General features: G+C 63.2%; 12 protein-coding genes and 1 pseudogene. 7 read left to right on the top strand and 6 right to left on the bottom strand.

Going from position 1 to position 16570, the window contains the following annotated elements:
* Positions 1-49 precede the first annotated feature (49 nt).
* The 3 genes from F757_RS0124510 to F757_RS0124500 are packed head-to-tail and all read left to right on the top strand — an operon-like array spanning position 50 to position 2957.
* Positions 50-1216 carry a polyamine ABC transporter ATP-binding protein gene (locus F757_RS0124510; protein ID WP_027213687.1) on the top strand — a complete coding sequence of 389 codons (1167 nt, stop codon included), beginning with the start codon at positions 50-52 and terminating at the stop codon, positions 1214-1216.
* Entirely contained in the window at positions 1213-2142 is a 930-nt protein-coding gene (locus F757_RS0124505; RefSeq protein ID WP_027213686.1) for an ABC transporter permease subunit, read from the top strand. Before F757_RS0124510 ends, F757_RS0124505 begins: the two co-directional genes overlap by 4 nt.
* Positions 2142-2957 (top strand): ABC transporter permease subunit, encoded by an 816-nt coding sequence (locus F757_RS0124500; protein ID WP_013339471.1) that lies wholly within the window; start codon positions 2142-2144, stop codon positions 2955-2957. The genes F757_RS0124505 and F757_RS0124500 overlap by 1 nt, the downstream gene beginning before the upstream one ends.
* 31 nt (positions 2958-2988) lie before the next feature.
* On the opposite strand, the gene F757_RS0124495 is transcribed toward F757_RS0124500, so the two are convergent.
* The 3 genes from F757_RS0124495 to F757_RS0124480 form a co-directional block, all read right to left on the bottom strand.
* The gene (locus tag F757_RS0124495; RefSeq protein ID WP_027213685.1) at positions 2989-4392 is read right to left on the bottom strand and encodes a methyl-accepting chemotaxis protein; all 1404 of its coding nucleotides are present in this window, start codon (positions 4390-4392) and stop codon (positions 2989-2991) included.
* Between the two features lie 343 nt (positions 4393-4735).
* Positions 4736-5752 carry an alpha/beta fold hydrolase gene (locus F757_RS0124485; protein WP_027213684.1) on the bottom strand — a complete coding sequence of 339 codons (1017 nt, stop codon included), beginning with the start codon at positions 5750-5752 and terminating at the stop codon, positions 4736-4738.
* Positions 5753-5813: 61 nt separating this feature from the next.
* On the bottom strand, positions 5814-7313 hold the full coding sequence (locus F757_RS0124480; protein ID WP_027213683.1) for a flavin-containing monooxygenase: 1500 nt from the start codon (positions 7311-7313) through the stop codon (positions 5814-5816).
* A gap of 262 nt (positions 7314-7575) precedes the next feature.
* Between F757_RS0124480 and F757_RS0124475 the strand changes: the two genes are divergently transcribed.
* On the top strand, positions 7576-8265 hold the full coding sequence (locus tag F757_RS0124475; RefSeq protein ID WP_027213682.1) for a TetR family transcriptional regulator: 690 nt from the start codon (positions 7576-7578) through the stop codon (positions 8263-8265).
* Between the two features lie 104 nt (positions 8266-8369).
* On the opposite strand, the gene F757_RS0124470 is transcribed toward F757_RS0124475, so the two are convergent.
* Both F757_RS0124470 and F757_RS0124465 read right to left on the bottom strand, forming a co-directional pair.
* Positions 8370-9566: a tetratricopeptide repeat protein gene (locus F757_RS0124470; RefSeq protein ID WP_027213681.1), complete on the bottom strand. Its 1197-nt coding sequence runs from the start codon at positions 9564-9566 to the stop codon at positions 8370-8372.
* A gap of 208 nt (positions 9567-9774) precedes the next feature.
* Positions 9775-10455: a PspA/IM30 family protein gene (locus F757_RS0124465; RefSeq protein WP_027213680.1), complete on the bottom strand. Its 681-nt coding sequence runs from the start codon at positions 10453-10455 to the stop codon at positions 9775-9777.
* 391 nt (positions 10456-10846) lie between these two features.
* On the opposite strand from F757_RS0124465, the pseudogene F757_RS36285 reads away from it, so the two are divergent.
* Positions 10847-11001 (top strand): annotated as a pseudogene (locus tag F757_RS36285) (transporter substrate-binding protein); the annotation flags it as partial.
* A 39-nt stretch (positions 11002-11040) separates the two neighbouring features.
* Here the strand turns inward: F757_RS36285 and F757_RS0124455 are convergent.
* The gene (locus F757_RS0124455) at positions 11041-11721 is read right to left on the bottom strand and encodes a plasmid mobilization protein (protein ID WP_027213679.1); all 681 of its coding nucleotides are present in this window, start codon (positions 11719-11721) and stop codon (positions 11041-11043) included.
* 535 nt (positions 11722-12256) lie between these two features.
* On the opposite strand from F757_RS0124455, the gene F757_RS0124450 reads away from it, so the two are divergent.
* Both F757_RS0124450 and F757_RS34065 read left to right on the top strand, forming a co-directional pair.
* Entirely contained in the window at positions 12257-14758 is a 2502-nt protein-coding gene (locus F757_RS0124450; RefSeq protein WP_027213678.1) for a penicillin-binding protein 1A, read from the top strand.
* 1276 nt (positions 14759-16034) lie between these two features.
* Positions 16035-16570 (top strand): contractile injection system protein, VgrG/Pvc8 family (locus F757_RS34065; protein WP_442856661.1); only part of this gene is annotated, 536 nt, incomplete at its 3' end.

Genomic DNA, 16570 nt, shown 5'->3' with positions numbered 1-16570 from the left:
GTTGTTCACCGGGGGCTTTGTTCGTCAAACGCCGGAGTAAAGCATTGTGATGAGTAGTGAGCAGTCGGGCGCCCTGGACCGCACGGCGGGGCCGTCCGCCGGCGGCAACGCCGCGAGCGGCGACCCAGCCGGAAATTTCGTGCAGGTCGTCGACGTCGTGAAGAAGTTCGGCGAGACCACGGCCGTCAAAGGGGTCAATCTGTCGGTGAGAAAGGGCGAGCTGTTCGCGCTGCTCGGCAGTTCCGGCTGCGGCAAGTCGACTTTGCTGCGCATGCTGGCCGGGCTGGAGACCGTGACCTCGGGCAAGATCCTGATCGACGGCGAAGACCTCGCGCAACTGCCGCCGTATCGCCGGCCGGTCAATATGATGTTCCAGTCGTACGCGCTCTTTCCGCACATGACGGTGGAGTCGAACGTGGCGTTCGGCCTGAAGCAGGAGGGCGTGCCCAAGGCGGAACTGAAGGAGCGCGTGCAAACCGCGCTCGAACTGGTGCAGATGGGCCGCTTCGCGAAGCGCAAGCCGCATCAGCTCTCCGGCGGCCAGCAGCAGCGTGTCGCGCTCGCGCGCTCGCTGGTCAAGCGGCCCAAGCTGCTGCTGCTCGACGAGCCGATGTCCGCGCTCGACAAGCAGATCCGCCAGCGCACGCAGATCGAACTCGTGAACATTCTGGACAAGGTGGGCGTGACCTGCATCATGGTCACGCACGATCAGGAAGAAGCGATGACCATGGCGGGCCGCCTCGCCGTGATGAGCGAAGGCGAGATCGTGCAGCTCGGCACGCCGCATGAGGTGTACGAGTATCCGAACAGCCGTTTCTCGGCGGAATTCATCGGCTCGACGAATCTGTTCGAAGGTCATACGGTCGAGGACGAACCTGACCACGTCTTCATCGAAACGCCTGATCTCAGCACCCGGCTCTATGTGAGCCACGGCATTACGGGTCCGCTCGGCATGCCGGTGACCATCTCGGTGCGGCCCGAGCGCATCGCGCTCACGCGCAAGCCGCCCGAGGGTGCGTTCAACTGGGGCAAGGGCGTAGTCTCCAATATCGCGTACATGGGCGGCTACTCGCTGTATCACGTGAAGCTGGAGGGCGGCAAGACGGTAATTGCGAACGTCACGAGCCTCGCGCTCACCGAAATCGATCCGCCCACGTGGGGCGACGAGGTGTACGTGCGCTGGAGCGCCTCCGCCGGTGTGGTGCTGACGTCATGAAGCGCCGGTTCGACTCGTTCCTCAACTGGCCGGTGCGGCGCTTTAATCTGACCGGCCGCACGGCGGTGGTGGCCGGTCCGTTCGTCTGGCTGCTGCTGTTTTTTCTCGTACCGTTTCTGCTGGTCGTGAAGATCAGCTTTGCCGATCTGCAACTTGGCATTCCGCCGTATACGGAGCTCACGAATTTCACCGACGGCGCGCTGAATATCAAGCTCGATCTGTCGCATTACGCGTTTCTCGTCACGGACAGCCTTTATTTCGCGACGTACGTGAATTCGGTGGTGGTGGCGGCGATTTCCACGCTGCTGTGCCTGCTGATCGGTTATCCAATGGCGTATTACATTGCGCGTTCGGATCCGGCGCGCCGTAATCTGCTGATGATGGCGGTCATGCTGCCGTTCTGGACGTCGTTTCTGATTCGCGTGTATGCGTGGATCGGCATTCTGAAAAACAACGGGCTGCTAAATAATTTTCTGATGTCGGTCGGCCTGATCCATTCGCCTATCGAGCTGTATCACACGAATACCGCTGTGTATATCGGCATGGTCTATTCGTACCTGCCGTTTCTCGTGATGCCGTTGTACGCGCATCTCGTGAAAATGGACATGACCTTGCTGGAAGCCGCTTACGACCTCGGCGCCAGGCCGTGGAAGGCGTTCTGGCAGATCACCTTGCCGCTGTCGAAAAACGGCATCATTGCCGGCTGTCTGCTGGTGTTCATTCCGGCGGTGGGCGAGTACGTGATTCCGGAACTGCTCGGCGGCGCGAATACGCTGATGATCGGCCGCGTCATGTGGAATGAATTCTTCGACAACGCCGACTGGCCGATGGCGTCGGCCGTAACCTGTGCAATGGTGTTGCTGCTGCTGGTGCCGATGGCGTTTTTCCAGTACGCGCAGGCGAAGGCGATGGAGGAGCGACGCTGATGAAGCCGAACCGGATCTTGCAGTTCACCGCGCTGGCGCTGGGCTTTCTGTTTCTTTATGTGCCGATCATCAGCCTGATTGTCTATTCGTTCAACGAATCGCAGCTTGTCACCGTGTGGACGCGCTTTTCGACGCGCTGGTATGCGGCCTTGCTGCACGACGACGAACTGATTGCGGCCGCATGGCTGTCGTTGCGAGTGGCGGTGCTGACCGCGTTCGCGTCGGTGGTCATCGGTACGTGGGCGGGTTTCGTGCTTGCGCGCATGGGCCGTTTTCGCGGGTTCACGCTGTATACCGGCATGATCAACGCGCCGCTGGTGATTCCAGAAGTGATTCAGGGCATATCGCTGCTGCTGCTGTTCATCGAAATGGCGAAATGGTTCGGCTGGCCGGCGGGACGCGGCATTTTCACGATCTGGATCGGGCACGTGATGCTGTGCATTTCGTACGTTGCGATTATCGTGCAATCGCGCGTGAAGGAACTGCATCCTTCGCTCGAAGAAGCAGCGCTCGACCTTGGCGCGACCCCCGTGCGAGTGTTTTTCTCGATTACGTTGCCGTTGATTTCCCAGGCACTGGTGTCGGGGTGGCTGCTGTCTTTTACGCTGTCCATCGACGATCTGGTTCTGTCGGCGTTTCTCTCGGGGCCTGGGTCCACGACGCTGCCGCTGGTAGTGTTCTCGCGCGTCAGACTGGGGCTGAATCCCGAGATGAATGCGTTGGCGACATTGTTTATCGCGGTGGTGACCGTGGGCGTCGTGGCGGTCAACTATTTCATGCAGCGGGCCGAAAAAAGGCGCGTGGGGCTCGCATGACTGGTTTTCGCCACGAGGGTCTGGATAACGACTACACCCGATATCCGATTCTCACGCCGCCCCAATGCCGCCCCTGCACGTAGACCGGGGCGGACGCATCCTTCATCAGCACGAACTCGCCGCCGCCCATATCGCGCCGATAGGTTTGCAGCAGAAACTTCTTCGTATGCGAGCCAGCCGCGAGCCCCGTGCGGTCATTGAAAATGCGCCGGTTCCGGCAATTGGCCATATTCCACACGACGTCGTCGCGCTGCGGCAAGGAGAACTTCAGATTGTGCGTCGGTAGATAACCGCGCACGTCGATCGCGGCGCAGAATGCGACTCGCGGATCGAGATCGAGCAAGGGCTCCTGAATCGCCGGCAATACCCGATCGGTAAATGCCGTGAAGCGGGTCATGAACTGCTGGGGATTGCTGCCAGGCACCGGCACGTAGTGTTGATCGAACAGATCGTCGAGCGAAATTTCGCCGCGCGCGACGGCGCCCTCGAATGCCTTGCTCACGGCCGCGGCCGCATTTTGCACCGCTTCGATAAAGCGTGTGTCGGCGGTCTCCACGCCTGCGGCCGCCGTCAGTTCGATCAGGGTCTCCGACACGCCGAGCAGATTGCCGAGCCGGTCTTTCGCCTGCACGAAGTTTTCGCTGGAATCTTCGACGCCGCTCGCCATTTCCAGCACCTGCGCTTCCAGTCCGCCGCACTGCGTTTCGATCTCGCCGGTGAGCGCGGCGATCTGTTCGGCCTCGTTGTTCAGGTGCGCGATCGCGTCGCCCGTCGAATGCACGACGTCACCGATCCTGCGCGTGCCTTCGCGCACGCGATGGGCTCGTTCGGTATTCACCGAGCCTTCGTTAATCAGTTGCTCGGTCTGCTGCGTAAGCTCCGCGAGCGTGGTTTCGATCTGACCGGTTGCCTGTGCGGTCTTCGCCGAAAGGTTCTTCACTTCGGCGGCCACTACCGCGAAACTGCGTCCCGATTCGCCGGCGCGCGCCGCTTCAATCGCGGCATTGAGCGCGAGCAGATGCGTTTGCCGCGCGATCAGCGAGATTTCCTCGGAGACGCGGCTCACATGCGCAAGCGCGCTGCGCAAAGCGCCGATCTGGCTCTCGATCACCGTTACGCCTTCCACCAGACCGTGGATGTCGGCGAGCGATGCCTCCAGCGTCTGTTGCGACTCCTGCACCCCGGTCGCCGCCTGCGCCGATACATCGCGCATACCGCGCGCGGCGGTGGCGATGCGATGATTGCCTGCGAGCGTCTGCGCGGCGGACTCGCGCAGCGCCCGGCACACTTGCGCCTGATGCTGCACGCGGGCGGCGACTTCGTCGACGTGGCCCGAGACATCGCAGATTTCGATACCCAGTTTGCCGGCCTGCGCGGCGATATCGCCGACGACCCCTTGTGAACGGGCCGGCCGCCGAAAGCTGAAACGCGACATGAACGTCTCCTTGATGACGCTAGCGACGCTGCGCTTACGCGCTGAGCGAGCGCGAATACAGCGTCTTCTCGATGCGTTTACGGCTGGCTTTCGGCCGACTTGATACGGGGTATCCCTCAGTCGGTATCATGTGCGCGGCGGCGGCGCGGCGCTCGTGCATTTCCACCAGCGGGCCGCAGCCGTCCCTTACTCACGGTAACAATGATCGATTCCTTCGCGCGCGTTTCGGGCTTGCAGCAGCTCTATCATCTTTGGCAACTGCTCGTCATGCTCTGCAAGTTCCTCTGGAGCCTGCTGCGTTTTCTCGGCGGCGGCACCTAGCGGTGCTTGCTGCCGCCCGCGCTCAAGCCGGCGTGCGGCGTGTGTCTTTGTCCGGCGAGCGCGGCGCCCTAGTGTCTTCGCGGTGCAGGCCGAGAAAAGCGCGCAGGTCGGCGAGCACGCGCTCGGGTGCTTCCTCCATCGGAATATGCCCAAGGCCAGGATACATCACCGACTTCGCGCCCGGAATGCGCCGGGCGAATTCAGCCGCGTGCGCGGTCGGAATCCAGCGGTCTTTCGCGCCCCACAACACGAGCGTCGGGACTGCCAGTGTGGTCAGCACGCTGGTATCGAGTTCGGCGAAGTCGAGCGTGGGTACCATTTTGCCGATCGCAGTGCGCGTGCCTTCGCCGTGGAAGAACTCGACATAGCGTCGCAGCGTGTGCGGGTCGAGCTTGCGCGGATCGCCGTACACGTTGCGCACCGCGCTTCTGATAATCGCTTCGGGCAGCCAGCGCGGCGAAGTTGCACGCACCAGCGCACTGTTGAATAGGCCGATGTAGATCGGCAGCCGCATCGGAAAGCCCGCGGAATCGATCAGCACCAGCCGTTCGACGGCCTCGCGATGCCGCACCGCGTAGTCCCACGAAATAAGCCCGCCGAGCGAATTGCCGATGAACGTCGCGTGGGTAATGCCGAGCGCCTGCAAGAAGGTGTCGATGAAACGCCGGTAGGTCGGCAGGTTCATCGTTTCGATCGCGCCTGTGGCGCCCCGCAGCGGGCCTGTCACGCCGAACGGCGGCAGGTCGAGGCGGATCACGCGGTAAGCGCGCTTGAGTTCATCCGCGACGCGGTTCCACGTGTGCAGCGAAGACGCAAAACCATGAATCATCACGATGATGTCGCCGCTGCCTTCGTCCACGTAATGCACGTCCGCGCCCATGATGCCGATGAACTTCGAGCCGCTTTGCGTATAGCGGCGCCGCAATTCGTCGCGCGGCACGCTCGTGATGCCGAGGCGGGCGGCAAGCGGGCGGGGCGGCAGTGGAGCGGCTGCGCTGGATGCCGGTGAATTCGACGACTGCGGTTCGATGCTAGCCATGTTTTCCGTCTCCCTTTTTGTTTGAACCGGACCTGCAACCGCACCCTGGCCGTCGCACGCATCAAGGCAGGAAGCGATAGTCGCGTGGCCGCGCGCGGCGCGTGCGCTTGCGAAAGTTGAACGTGAAGCCGGGCCACTGGGTGGTCACTTTGCCGCTTTTGGTCTGATACCAACTGTGGCAGCCGCTCACCCACACCGAGCGCTGCATGTCCTCTTGAAGGCGCGTGTTGTAGTCGCGTTGCACGTCGGGGCGCAGGTTCATCGCGCGCGCGTTGCGTTGACGCAGCACGCGCAGGCAATCGGCGATGTACTGCACTTGAGACTCGATCATGTAGATCATCGAGTTGTGGCCGAGGACCGTGTTGGGGCCGACAATCATGAAGTAATTGGGGAATTCCGCGATGCTGGTGCCGAGATACGCTTGCGGTCCGTCACGCAGCCACAGCGTGCCGAGGTCCGCGCCGCCAATACCCGTCACCTCGAATGCTGGGCCCACGTCGTTGACCAGAAAGCCCGTGCCGCAAATGATCGCATCCACACGACGATGCACACCGTCCTGCGTGACAATGCCGTCCGCGACGATCTCGCGGATGCCCGTGGTGATCACGTTCACGTTGGGCTCGACAAGCGCGCGATAGTAGTTGCTCGACAGCAGCACGCGCTTGCAGCCAAGGCGGTAATCCGGCGTGAGCTTCGCACGCAGTTCCGGGTCTTTGACGCGCCGCGCGAGGTAGCTCAGGCACAACTTCATCGGCCGGTTCATGAGCTTTGGATTCCTCACGAACGCGAGGGCCTGCGATTCCAGCTTCCAGTAGATTGCGCTGCGCACGAGGCGCTGCGTGAAGGGCAGATGCTCGAACAGCCAGCGCGCGCGCCGGCCGATGCGCTTGTCGGGCTTCGGCATGATCCACGGCGCCGTGCGCTGGAACACATCGAGTTGCGCGACGCGCGGCTGGATTTGCGGCACGAACTGGATCGCGCTCGCGCCGGTGCCGATTACCGCGACGTGTTTGCCTTCGAGCGGATACGCATGGTCCCAGCGCGCGGAATGGAAGAGCTTGCCTTCGAAGCGTTCTATGCCGGCGATTCGCGGCATCGCCGGGCGCGACAGGCCGCCGCTCGCGGCGATCAGCACGTCGGCCTCGATGATCTCGCGCGTGCCGTGCGCGTCGAGTTCGATGTTCCACACGTAACGCACTTCGTCAAAGCGCGCGGCCACCACGCGCGCGTTGCAGCGCACGTAACGGTCCACCCCGTATTTGCTCGCGCAATGCTTCAGGTAGGCGAAAATCTCGGCTTGGCCGCTGAACACGCGCGACCACGCGGGGTTCGGTTCGAACGAAAACGAATACAGATGCGAGGGCACGTCGCAGCCGGCGCCCGGATAGGTATTGTCGCGCCAGGTGCCGCCGATATCCGCGGCGGCTTCGTAGATCGTAAGCGACGTGATGCCCATTTTTTGCAGCCGCACAGCCATGCCGATGCCGGAAAAGCCGCTTCCCACGATCGCAATGCGCGGCGCGATGGCTGGTGTAGATGCGGTGGATGAGGCGGAAGTCACATCGGTCTCCAGCAGGGAGTGTTCGTGCGCGGCGTGCGTGCGCTGTCCTGGCGTGCTGTCGTTGTTTGCTGTCGTTGTGTGCTGTCGTTGTGTGCTGTCGTTGCGTGCTCGCGGCACGCACCGCCGGCAGCGTGGCCGTCGGCGTTAGCCGCTGGAACGTACCGCGCAGGGTAGACAACTGTGCACCTGGCGTCAAGATCGTTTAGAGTACGTCTATCAAACGCGCGCCCTGCGCAGCGATTCAAAACCCACCATGAAGGTTATGAAATCCGTTTTCGAAACGGCGCGGCAACCGCAGGCCGATGCGCTCCTCGCGCCGCCGTTGCCCACTGGCAAACGCAAGCTGATTGACGCCGCGCTGCGTCTGACCGCGGGTGGGCGCAGCTTCGCGAGCCTGGGTCTGCGCGAGCTTGCGCGCGAGGCGGGGCTCAATCCAAACACCTTCTATCGTCATTTCGACACACTCGACGATCTCGCGCGCGAAGCCGTCGACTCGGTCAGCCGCCGCTTGCGGCCCATGCTGCGCCGTGAGCGCTGGCTCGCCGCGCACGACGAACCGCACAGCGTGCCGAGGCGCGCGTGCGTGGCGTTCTTCCTGTTTGCGGTGGACCACCGCGAGGCGTTTCTGAGCGCGTTAGCGGAATATCACGGCACGTCGCCGGCGTTGCGCGAAGCCGTGCGCGCGACGCTCCATGAGGTGTCCGCGGAAATGGCGGACGACGTCGTGCAATTGCAGCTCATGCCGACACTCGCGCGCGACGTTGTCGACGAAGTCTGCACGCAGGTCGTACTGCAACTGTTCCACCTTTCCGCCGAGTATCTTGATGCCGACGGCGTGCGCCGCGAGGCGCTCGTCGCGTATGCCGAGCGGTTCATCGTGAGGCTGTTTGTGGGCTCCGTGCTGCTTGCAGAGCATGAGGCCGAGCGCACGCCGGTGTCGCGGCGGGCGTGAATCAGCGCGGAGCGCGGGTGAAAAGCGAAACAGGCTCCGCGAAGGGAGCCTGTTTCATGGCGCTGCGAAAGTGCAGGGTGCCGCGCTTGATGCGCTGTGAGCAGTCAGGTGTCGTCGCTCCAGCCGCCGGAATCGTCGTTGCTGCCCATGTCGATGCCGCCGCTGTTGTCGCTCCAGTCGTTCGAGCCCTGGCCGAAGTCGAGGCCGCCGCTGTCGCCCCCATTGTCGCCACTACCGCGGCGGCGCGCTTCGTCGTCGACGATCACGTCGCGCTCCACGACACGCTCGCGCCCGGAGTTCAGCGCTTCGCCGAGCAGCACGCCAGTCAGCAAGCCGCCCATGCCGCCGCCGAAACCGCCGCCTTGCTGCACGACCACAGGTGGCTGCTGCTGATACGGCCCTTGCTGCGGATAGGGTGCTTGTGGCGGGTTGCCGAAGCGTTCAGCTTCGCGTGCATAGGGCGATTGCTCATTGCCTGCCCCGTTCGCCGCGTTCGGATCCGGCCGGCCTTCGGCACGCGCGCGCAGGCTGCCAATGCGCTGCTCCAGTTCGTCGAGCTGATAGGGCGGAACCGGGTTCTTGCTGTTCGATAACGCTTCGACGAGTGTGCGCAACTGGTCTTCGGTGGCTTCCACTTCCTTCTCCAGCGCTTCGTGGCCGGGCGCGGTGGAGAGCTTCACGTCGAGTTTCAGCGAACGCACGGCGTTGAGCAGTTCCGTCGCGCGCTTCAGTTGCACGCGACGCTCGTCGTCGGCGCGAGTGTCGTCCTGCTTGCGGGCGCGGCGCAAGGTCCAGCGCAGCACCAGCGCGATCACGCCGACGAGAAGCAGAATGCCCACCCACATGCCGATGCCGGGACCGTGGCGCTCAGCCGCACGCGGAACGATTGCGGACTGTTGCTGCACGGCCGGTGCGTTCTGCTGGGCGAACGGGTTGTCGGCGCGGCTCGTCGACCGGGCTGCGGCATTGCCCGCGCGTTCGGCGTCGCGGCGAATGCGCGCCTCGGTCTGGGCGAAGCGCGTAGGGTCGGTGAAACGGATTTGCGGGTCGAGCGTTTTGGCCTGTTGAAGCTGGGCGAGCGCGTCGCCATAGCGGCCTTCGCGGTCGAGCACCTGGCTGTACAGGTAGTGCGCGCGCGCATTGTTGGGATGCGCCTGCAGCACTTCCGACAGGCCGGCGTCGGCCTGCTGCCAGTTGCCCTGCGACATCGCGGATTCGATCTGCTGAACCGTGGGCACGGCAAACGCCGCCGCCGAAACGAGCAGCAGCGAGGCGAATGCGCTTGCAATAAGTTTTTTCATTTGCGGACCGGGCGGGGGGCGCCCGTCTCCTTCAGTCGATTGCGGCGATCCGGCGGCCGGTGATCCGGCGACCGGCGATCCAGCGACTGGCGATCCGGTGGCCAGCGGTCCGGCCATCCGGCGGGCCAGCCATCCGGCGGCCGGCGCATCGGACGCCGCTGCGGCCCATCCATGGGCACCGGTGCGCCGTCATGCAAGCCTCACGCAATTACTGGGCCGGTGTATTGAGCTGCTTTTTCAACGCTTCCAGACGATCTTCCACCGACGGGCCTCGGTTCAGGTCGGCGAGCTTGTCGTCGAGCGCCTTGCCGCTTTTGACGTCCGCGGAATTCAGGCGCGCGTCTGATCGTGCATTCGAAAGCGCGACCTTGTCTTCCAGCTTCTGGAAATCTTCCGACAGGTTCTTCCCGCCGATGCCGCCGAGCGCCGTTGCCGCCACGTCTTTCGCCTCGGCGATCTGCTGCTTGGCTTGCAGAATGTTGGAACGCGCGTTCAGGTCGTTGCGGCGCGCACGCATGTCCTCGATCTGGCTCTTCAGTTGAGCGACCGACGGCTCGAGCGTGGCGAGTTCCTTCGTCAGCGCATCGCGTTCGGCTTCGGCGGTGGCCTGCGCGCCAAGCGCTTCGCGCGCGAGCGCTTCGTCGCCGGATTGCAGCGCGCGCTTTGCGCCGTCTTCGTATTTCTTCGCCTTGTCGGCGGCAACGTCGCGCTTGCTTTGCTGCGTGGCCACTTGCGCCTGAATTTCGATCAACGAATTTTCGGCCTTGCCGATGCTCTCGTCGAGTTCGCGCACGATCTGGCGCGAATCGCGCGACGGGTCTTGCACGGAGTCCGCCGCGTCGTTCAGGAGACCTTTTAGCGTGCGCGAAATGCTGTCAAAAAGCGACATGAAAACCTCCAAAGAATGGTGTCGGCGCTGAAAAATTTCCGCGCATCAACTGCTTGCCATTGCTACTTTACGCCGCCGCGCGAAAGGCAGTGCAGGCAGTGCAGGCAGTGCAAGGTACGGACCCGAGGTCGGGGCGCGCGCGCCGAATGCAATAGCGCGAGCGCACATTGTCCGGTTCGTTCGTGCAACGCGTGACGAAGCGGGTAGCTCGCAACGATGATTACGCGGGACAGTCCTTCAGCGGCTCGCGGATATTACACCACGGGCTCTCTTAAAATGCGCTTAAAGGGCACGATGCGCGAGCACGTCCAGTATGAGAGCGGCGAGTGTCGCCGGCGTGAAGTGCGCGGACAGGCATGAGCGTGCGACTGCCCGGAAGAGGCTTGCGGCCGTGTCTCGTTCATCGACCGAAGGCATGCTGCGAAACGACCGCGCGAACAATCACGCCATTCTCACGCCGCGCATTGCCGTTTGCCGGGCGGACGGTGCGTTCGGCATCGTGTGGGAAGCCGCCATCCGGTGAAGCCCGACCCTTATCTGGTCTCGCGCGTTCATTGGGGCATGCCTGTCGACGATCGTCTATTTCTAGGCGAAGCGTCCGCCCTCGGCGCCGAGGTCGCCTTGCGGCTCGTCGTCGGCGGAAGTGGTGTCGAGACGAGGGCGCCCGAACACGCTTTTCATACGCGTTTGCGTGCTCGCGGCAACGGGCGCCGGGTTGACGCTGGCGGCGGCGCGGGCGGCGGCGACTCGCGCAACGGCCTCGGCGGTCGCGACGGCGTCCGCATCGACTTCGGTAGTGAGTGCGGCGAGCACATCCGCGGGCAGCAGCGGCGCAGGTGCCGAAGCTGCCGGCATGCTGCCCGCCGGGGTTTGGCCCGCCGGCACTGCCGACTCGCGCGCTGCGCGGCTTGCCGCAGCGAACGGCGCTGCGTCCGCGTTGACATTTGCATCGACACTGGCATCGGCAAGCGTATTTGCCTTGCCGCTCACGCTCGCTTGCCGCGCGGCGGGCAACGCTGCGCGCTCACGCGCGCTGTCGTGCGCAACGCGCCGCAGCGCCGCGTCGAGCGCATCGGGCGCGCGCGGCGCATTGAGCCGGTCGACGATGCTGGCCGCTTTCACCTGCTCGCTCGTTGCGTCGAAACTCAACACGGCGCGCCGCATCAGCTCGCTGACGCTGATACCGTGCTGGTCCGCTGCGGCGGCTATCGCGCGTTTCTGCGCGGGCGTGACGAATACGACGATGCGTTCGCTGGGCTTGGTCATGATCGGCTCGCATACTTGTTGGGCATGGCGCTTCGCGGCGCGCATCGGCGTGCGCGCAGTCCATCATATGACGAGTTGCGCCGATGGGAAACGGGCGCGTCGCAAAAATGCCGTGACATCAATGGCTTGTCGCGTTTTCTGTGGGCTTGTCCACAGGGCTGTCAACTTTTTCTGTTGATAACTCGGGCAGTGTGCGCGAGCGCATCGAAAGCTTGCCGAAACTACCCACGTCGGCGCCGCGACGCCTTGCGCGAAGGGAACTCTTACAAAAAAACTGCGTTGGGCGGCGCTTGATTTCTTTAAAATGCGCTGTTACGTTGCGCCGGATACTGTGCCGGGATGCGCCGTGGCGACTCGCCGGGGGCAAAGGGTCGCGCGGCGGTTTGCGTCTCGCACAGCGCCCGCTCGGTATTCAAGCGCGCCTCATGCGCGAGAACAAGGCGGTGACTCAGGCCGTCGAGCAACGCCGTTAAGTAACGCGGTCGAGCAACGCGGTCGAGTCTCGCGGTTGAGCCTCGCGCCCACTATTCCAGTCATGCCAATCATCAAACCACCGCATTCTTCGCATTCTCCCGCCGGTCAAGACCGGGACTCCTACCGCCGCACCCAGGGACGCAACGCCGCCTCGCGCGACGCAGACGAAGGCGGCCGTTCCCTCGGCGCAACGATCGCGATCTGGTTTGCGAGCCTCGCTGCGATCGTCGCCGTGGTGGGCGCGCTGATCGTCGGCTATGCGCTCGTCGTCATGGGGCCGCAACTGCCTTCGCTCGAGGCGCTCACCGACTATCGCCCGAAAGTGCCGCTGCGCGTCTACACGGCCGACCACGTGCTGATCGGCGAATTCGGCGAGGAACGGCGCAGTCTCGTGCGCTTCCAGGACATTCCCGACCAGATGAAAAAAGCGGTGCTCGCCATCGAGGACTATCGCTTCTACGAGCACGGCGGCGTCGACTTTCTCGGCATTCTGCGCGCGGGTTTTGCGGACATTGCGCACGGCGGCGCCTCGCAGGGCGCAAGCACGATCACGATGCAGGTGGCGCGCAACTTTTTCCTGTCGAGTGAAAAGACCTACACGCGCAAGATCTACGAAATGCTGTTGGCGTACAAGATCGAACGCGCGCTGACGAAAGACCAGATTCTCGAGCTGTACATGAACCAGATCTACCTGGGCGAGCGCGCTTATGGCTTCGCGGCGGCCGCGCGCGTGTACTTCGGCAAGGATCTCAAAGACATCACGCTGGCCCAGGCCGCGATGCTCGCGGGCCTGCCGAAAGCGCCGTCGGCGTACAACCCGGTGGTGAATCCGAAGCGCGCGAAGATCCGCCAGGAGTACATTCTCAGGCGCATGCTCGAGCTTCGCTACATCAGTCAGGAGCAGTACGACCAGGCGGTGAAGGAAGAGATCCGCACGCGCAATCCGGGCAACGAGTACAGCGTGCACGCCGAGTACATCGCCGAAATGGTTCGCCAGATGATGTACGCGCAGTACAAGGACGAGACCTACACGCGCGGCCTGAACGTGACGACTACGATTGATTCCGCGGATCAGGACGCCGCCTATCGCGCGGTGCGCAAGGGCGTGATGGATTACGAGCGGCGCCACGGTTATCGCGGGCCGGAAGGTTTCGTGCAACTGCCGGCGGCTGGCGACGAGCGAGATCAGGCTATCGACGACGCGCTGACCGACCATCCGGATAACGGCGAGATCGTCGCCGCGGTGGTCACGGAGGCGGCTCCGAAGCAGGTGAAGGCCCAACTGGTCGACGGCACGCAACTCACTATCAGCGGCGAAGGGCTGCGGTTTGTCGCGAGTGCGCTGAGCGCGCGTGCCCCGGCCGCGACGAAAATCAAGCCGGGCTCAATCGTGCGCGTAATGAGCGACGACAAAGGCAACTGGCAGATCACACAGCTTCCGCAGGTGGAAGGGGCGCTCGTATCGCTCACGCCGCAGGACGGTGCGATTCGCGCGCTGGTTGGCGGCTTCGACTTCAACAAGAACAAGTTCAACCACGTGACGCAGGCATGGCGTCAGCCGGGTTCGAGCTTCAAGCCGTTCATCTATTCGGCGGCGCTCGACAAGGGGCTCGGACCGGCCACCATCATCAACGACGCGCCTCTGTATTTCCCGTCGAGCACGCCGGGCGGCGACGCGTGGGAGCCGAAGGACGACGACCAGCCGGACGGCCCGATGCCGATGCGTCTCGCGTTGCAGAAGTCGAAGAACCTCGTGTCGATTCGCATCCTGTCGTATATCGGCACGAAGTACGCGCAGGACTTCGTCACGCAGCGCTTCGGGTTCGACGCCGACAAGACGCCGCCGTATCTGCCGATGGCGCTCGGCGCGGGGCTCGTCACGCCGCTGCAGTCGGCGGGCGCGTATTCGGTGTTCGCGAACGGCGGCTATCGCATCAACCCGTATCTGATCAGCGAAGTAACGGACGCGCGTGGCGAGCCGCTTTCGAAAGCGCAGCCGCTCACCGCCGGCCGCGACGCGCCGCGCACGCTCGAGCCGCGCAACGCGTACATCATGAACAGCCTGCTGCATTCGGTCGCGACGGCCGGTACGGGCGCGGGCACCAACGTGCTGCATCGCTCGGACCTGCAGGGCAAGACGGGCACCACCAACGACGCGAAAGACGGCTGGTTCGCCGGTTATCAGCAGTCGCTCGTGGCCGTGGCGTGGATGGGTTACGACCAGCCGAAAACGCTTGGCAGCCGCGAATTCGGCGCGCAACTGGCGCTGCCCATCTGGGTCGAGTACATGCAGCGCGCGCTGCGCGGCGTGCCGCAAAGCGAGCCGGCGCAGCCTGACGGCGTGACGACCGTCGACGGCGAACTGTTTTATTCGGACATGACGCCGGGCAATGGCTTTGTGGCGAGCATCGGGCTGGATTCGGCGAATCCCACAGCGGGCGTCAGCGATGCGGTGGGGGGCGTCGGCCCCGCGGGCATGACGCCGCCGACGGTGCCGCCGCCGAGCGTGTCGTCGAATGAGAAAAAGCAGATCATGGATCTGTTTGAATCGAATAAGCCTTGATGGGGGAGCGTGCGGCGGGAAGGGTGGGGCTGCACGCGTATTGATTTTTCGCCTGAGCCGCAATGTGCGGTCCGGCGCCGTTCCTTGCCGGTCGCCCCGCAGATTCTTCGTGCGGCATTCTCACTGTGTTTTGATCACGCCTGCGGTGCTTCATCGGAGTCCGTCAAAACGCTGGACGCGTAAGCTGCCTTCCATCTCGAGTATGGCTGTGTCTTGCGGCGAGCAAGGCGTCACCTTGCGCCGCAGCGACAGCGTGTCGTGCGCATCGCACGCCTTGAGACAGGCAAGCCGGTGATGCTGGCAGCCGACATGGAGTCTGTCTGCGCGACTCCGCAAGCGCTGACGTCGTCGGTGCACGTCAGCAGCTTCGAAGATGATGATTAGCCTCTATACACTGAAAAGTCTGCCTGCCTCTGCCTGCCTCTGCTTAGTGAGGCGATAACCCGTCAGACGCTGACTGTCAAAAAAACGCCGGGATTGCTCCCGGCGTTCTGTCATTGGCGCGGTCCTGGCTGTTTGCCGTTACCTGTATTTGCGGGCGTCCCTCCACCTACCGGCGGCGCAGACTTTGGTGCCGAAGGCGGACTGTTTCTGCGTCCGCCACCCGATGGGTTGCCTGTTTTGCTAGGCGCGTTCTTCATACATACATCTCGTTAGCTTGTTAGAAACCGGGATGCGGCCAGCCTTCATTACGTGCTAGCGGACCGGACACTCAAGAGAGCCAGGCAAGGAAAACGGATGCATCAGGACAAGTCCGAAAGCGACTGTCACTTCGCTGTTTCATTTGATGTGGGTCAGCATGCTGTCAGCAATGCGGCTTCGAGGAAGAGCTAGGAAGCCCTACCGCACCACGCGCGATAGCGAGGAGCCCGGGCGCTCTGTGGCAAAGGTCCTTCCATCGTGCCTCCAATCAGCGATCATCATCGTGCGGCCCGGTCGGGAGCCGACGACGCGACCTTATTCGCATCGGGAACGCTTGTACGTCGCACAAGTGAGGGCGGGCGTACCCGGCAAGCCTCCGGATTGACCTAGCGCGGCCTGCTGCTCGGCGGGACTGGACTGCGTCTCATCGTGCACTAGCCTCATCGTTTTTTGTAAAGCTGTGTCAAGAATCGTCTGTCTCAAATTAATTAAGTTGACCTGATTAGTATTGAATGGTCAATTAGCAATTACGCAGCGAAATGCTGTGTCACTGGTCTTTTTCAGGGAGCGGGGAGTGGCAGAGTCTGATCCGTTAATCCAGAGCCTGACGGGACAGCAGGCGTATTTTCTGGATGTGCCGGGCACCGGAAGCGCTGCCGCGCTCTCGGTCGTGTCGTTCGAGGCAACCGAAAAGATGGGCGAGCCGAATGAAGTGCGCATCTTGCTCACCCATCCGCAGCAGCTTGTGCGCGCTGACTACCTGAGCCGCGATGCGGTATTCACGATCAGGCCTTACACCGGCCCGGTGCGAAAGTTCTCGGGTTACATCGAACGCTTCTCGACGGTGCAGACCACGAAGGATTTCACCCGGTACGAGATCGTGTTGAAGTCGCATNTCGGNCGACTCCAGGCTGTCACGAACACGCAGACCTTCCAGCACCTGAGCACACCGCAGATCATCCGGGAAATCCTCCGCAGCCACGGCATGCGCGATCATCAGATGTCGTTCCGCTTGCGCAGNGNGTATCCGGCGCACCGNTGGCGCTTCCAGTACCAGATGACCGACTTCTCCTATGTGCACATGCTCATGCAGAAGGCGGGTATCTACTGCTTCATGGTCGAGACGGAGTACGGCGACCAGATCGTGTTTGCCGACGACATCGACCACTA

The organism is Burkholderia sp. WSM2232 (assembly GCF_000472545.1).
GTDB lineage: Bacteria > Pseudomonadota > Gammaproteobacteria > Burkholderiales > Burkholderiaceae > Paraburkholderia.
Note: the sequence above shows the minus strand (reverse complement) of the source record. Positions and strands in the feature narration are given on the sequence as shown.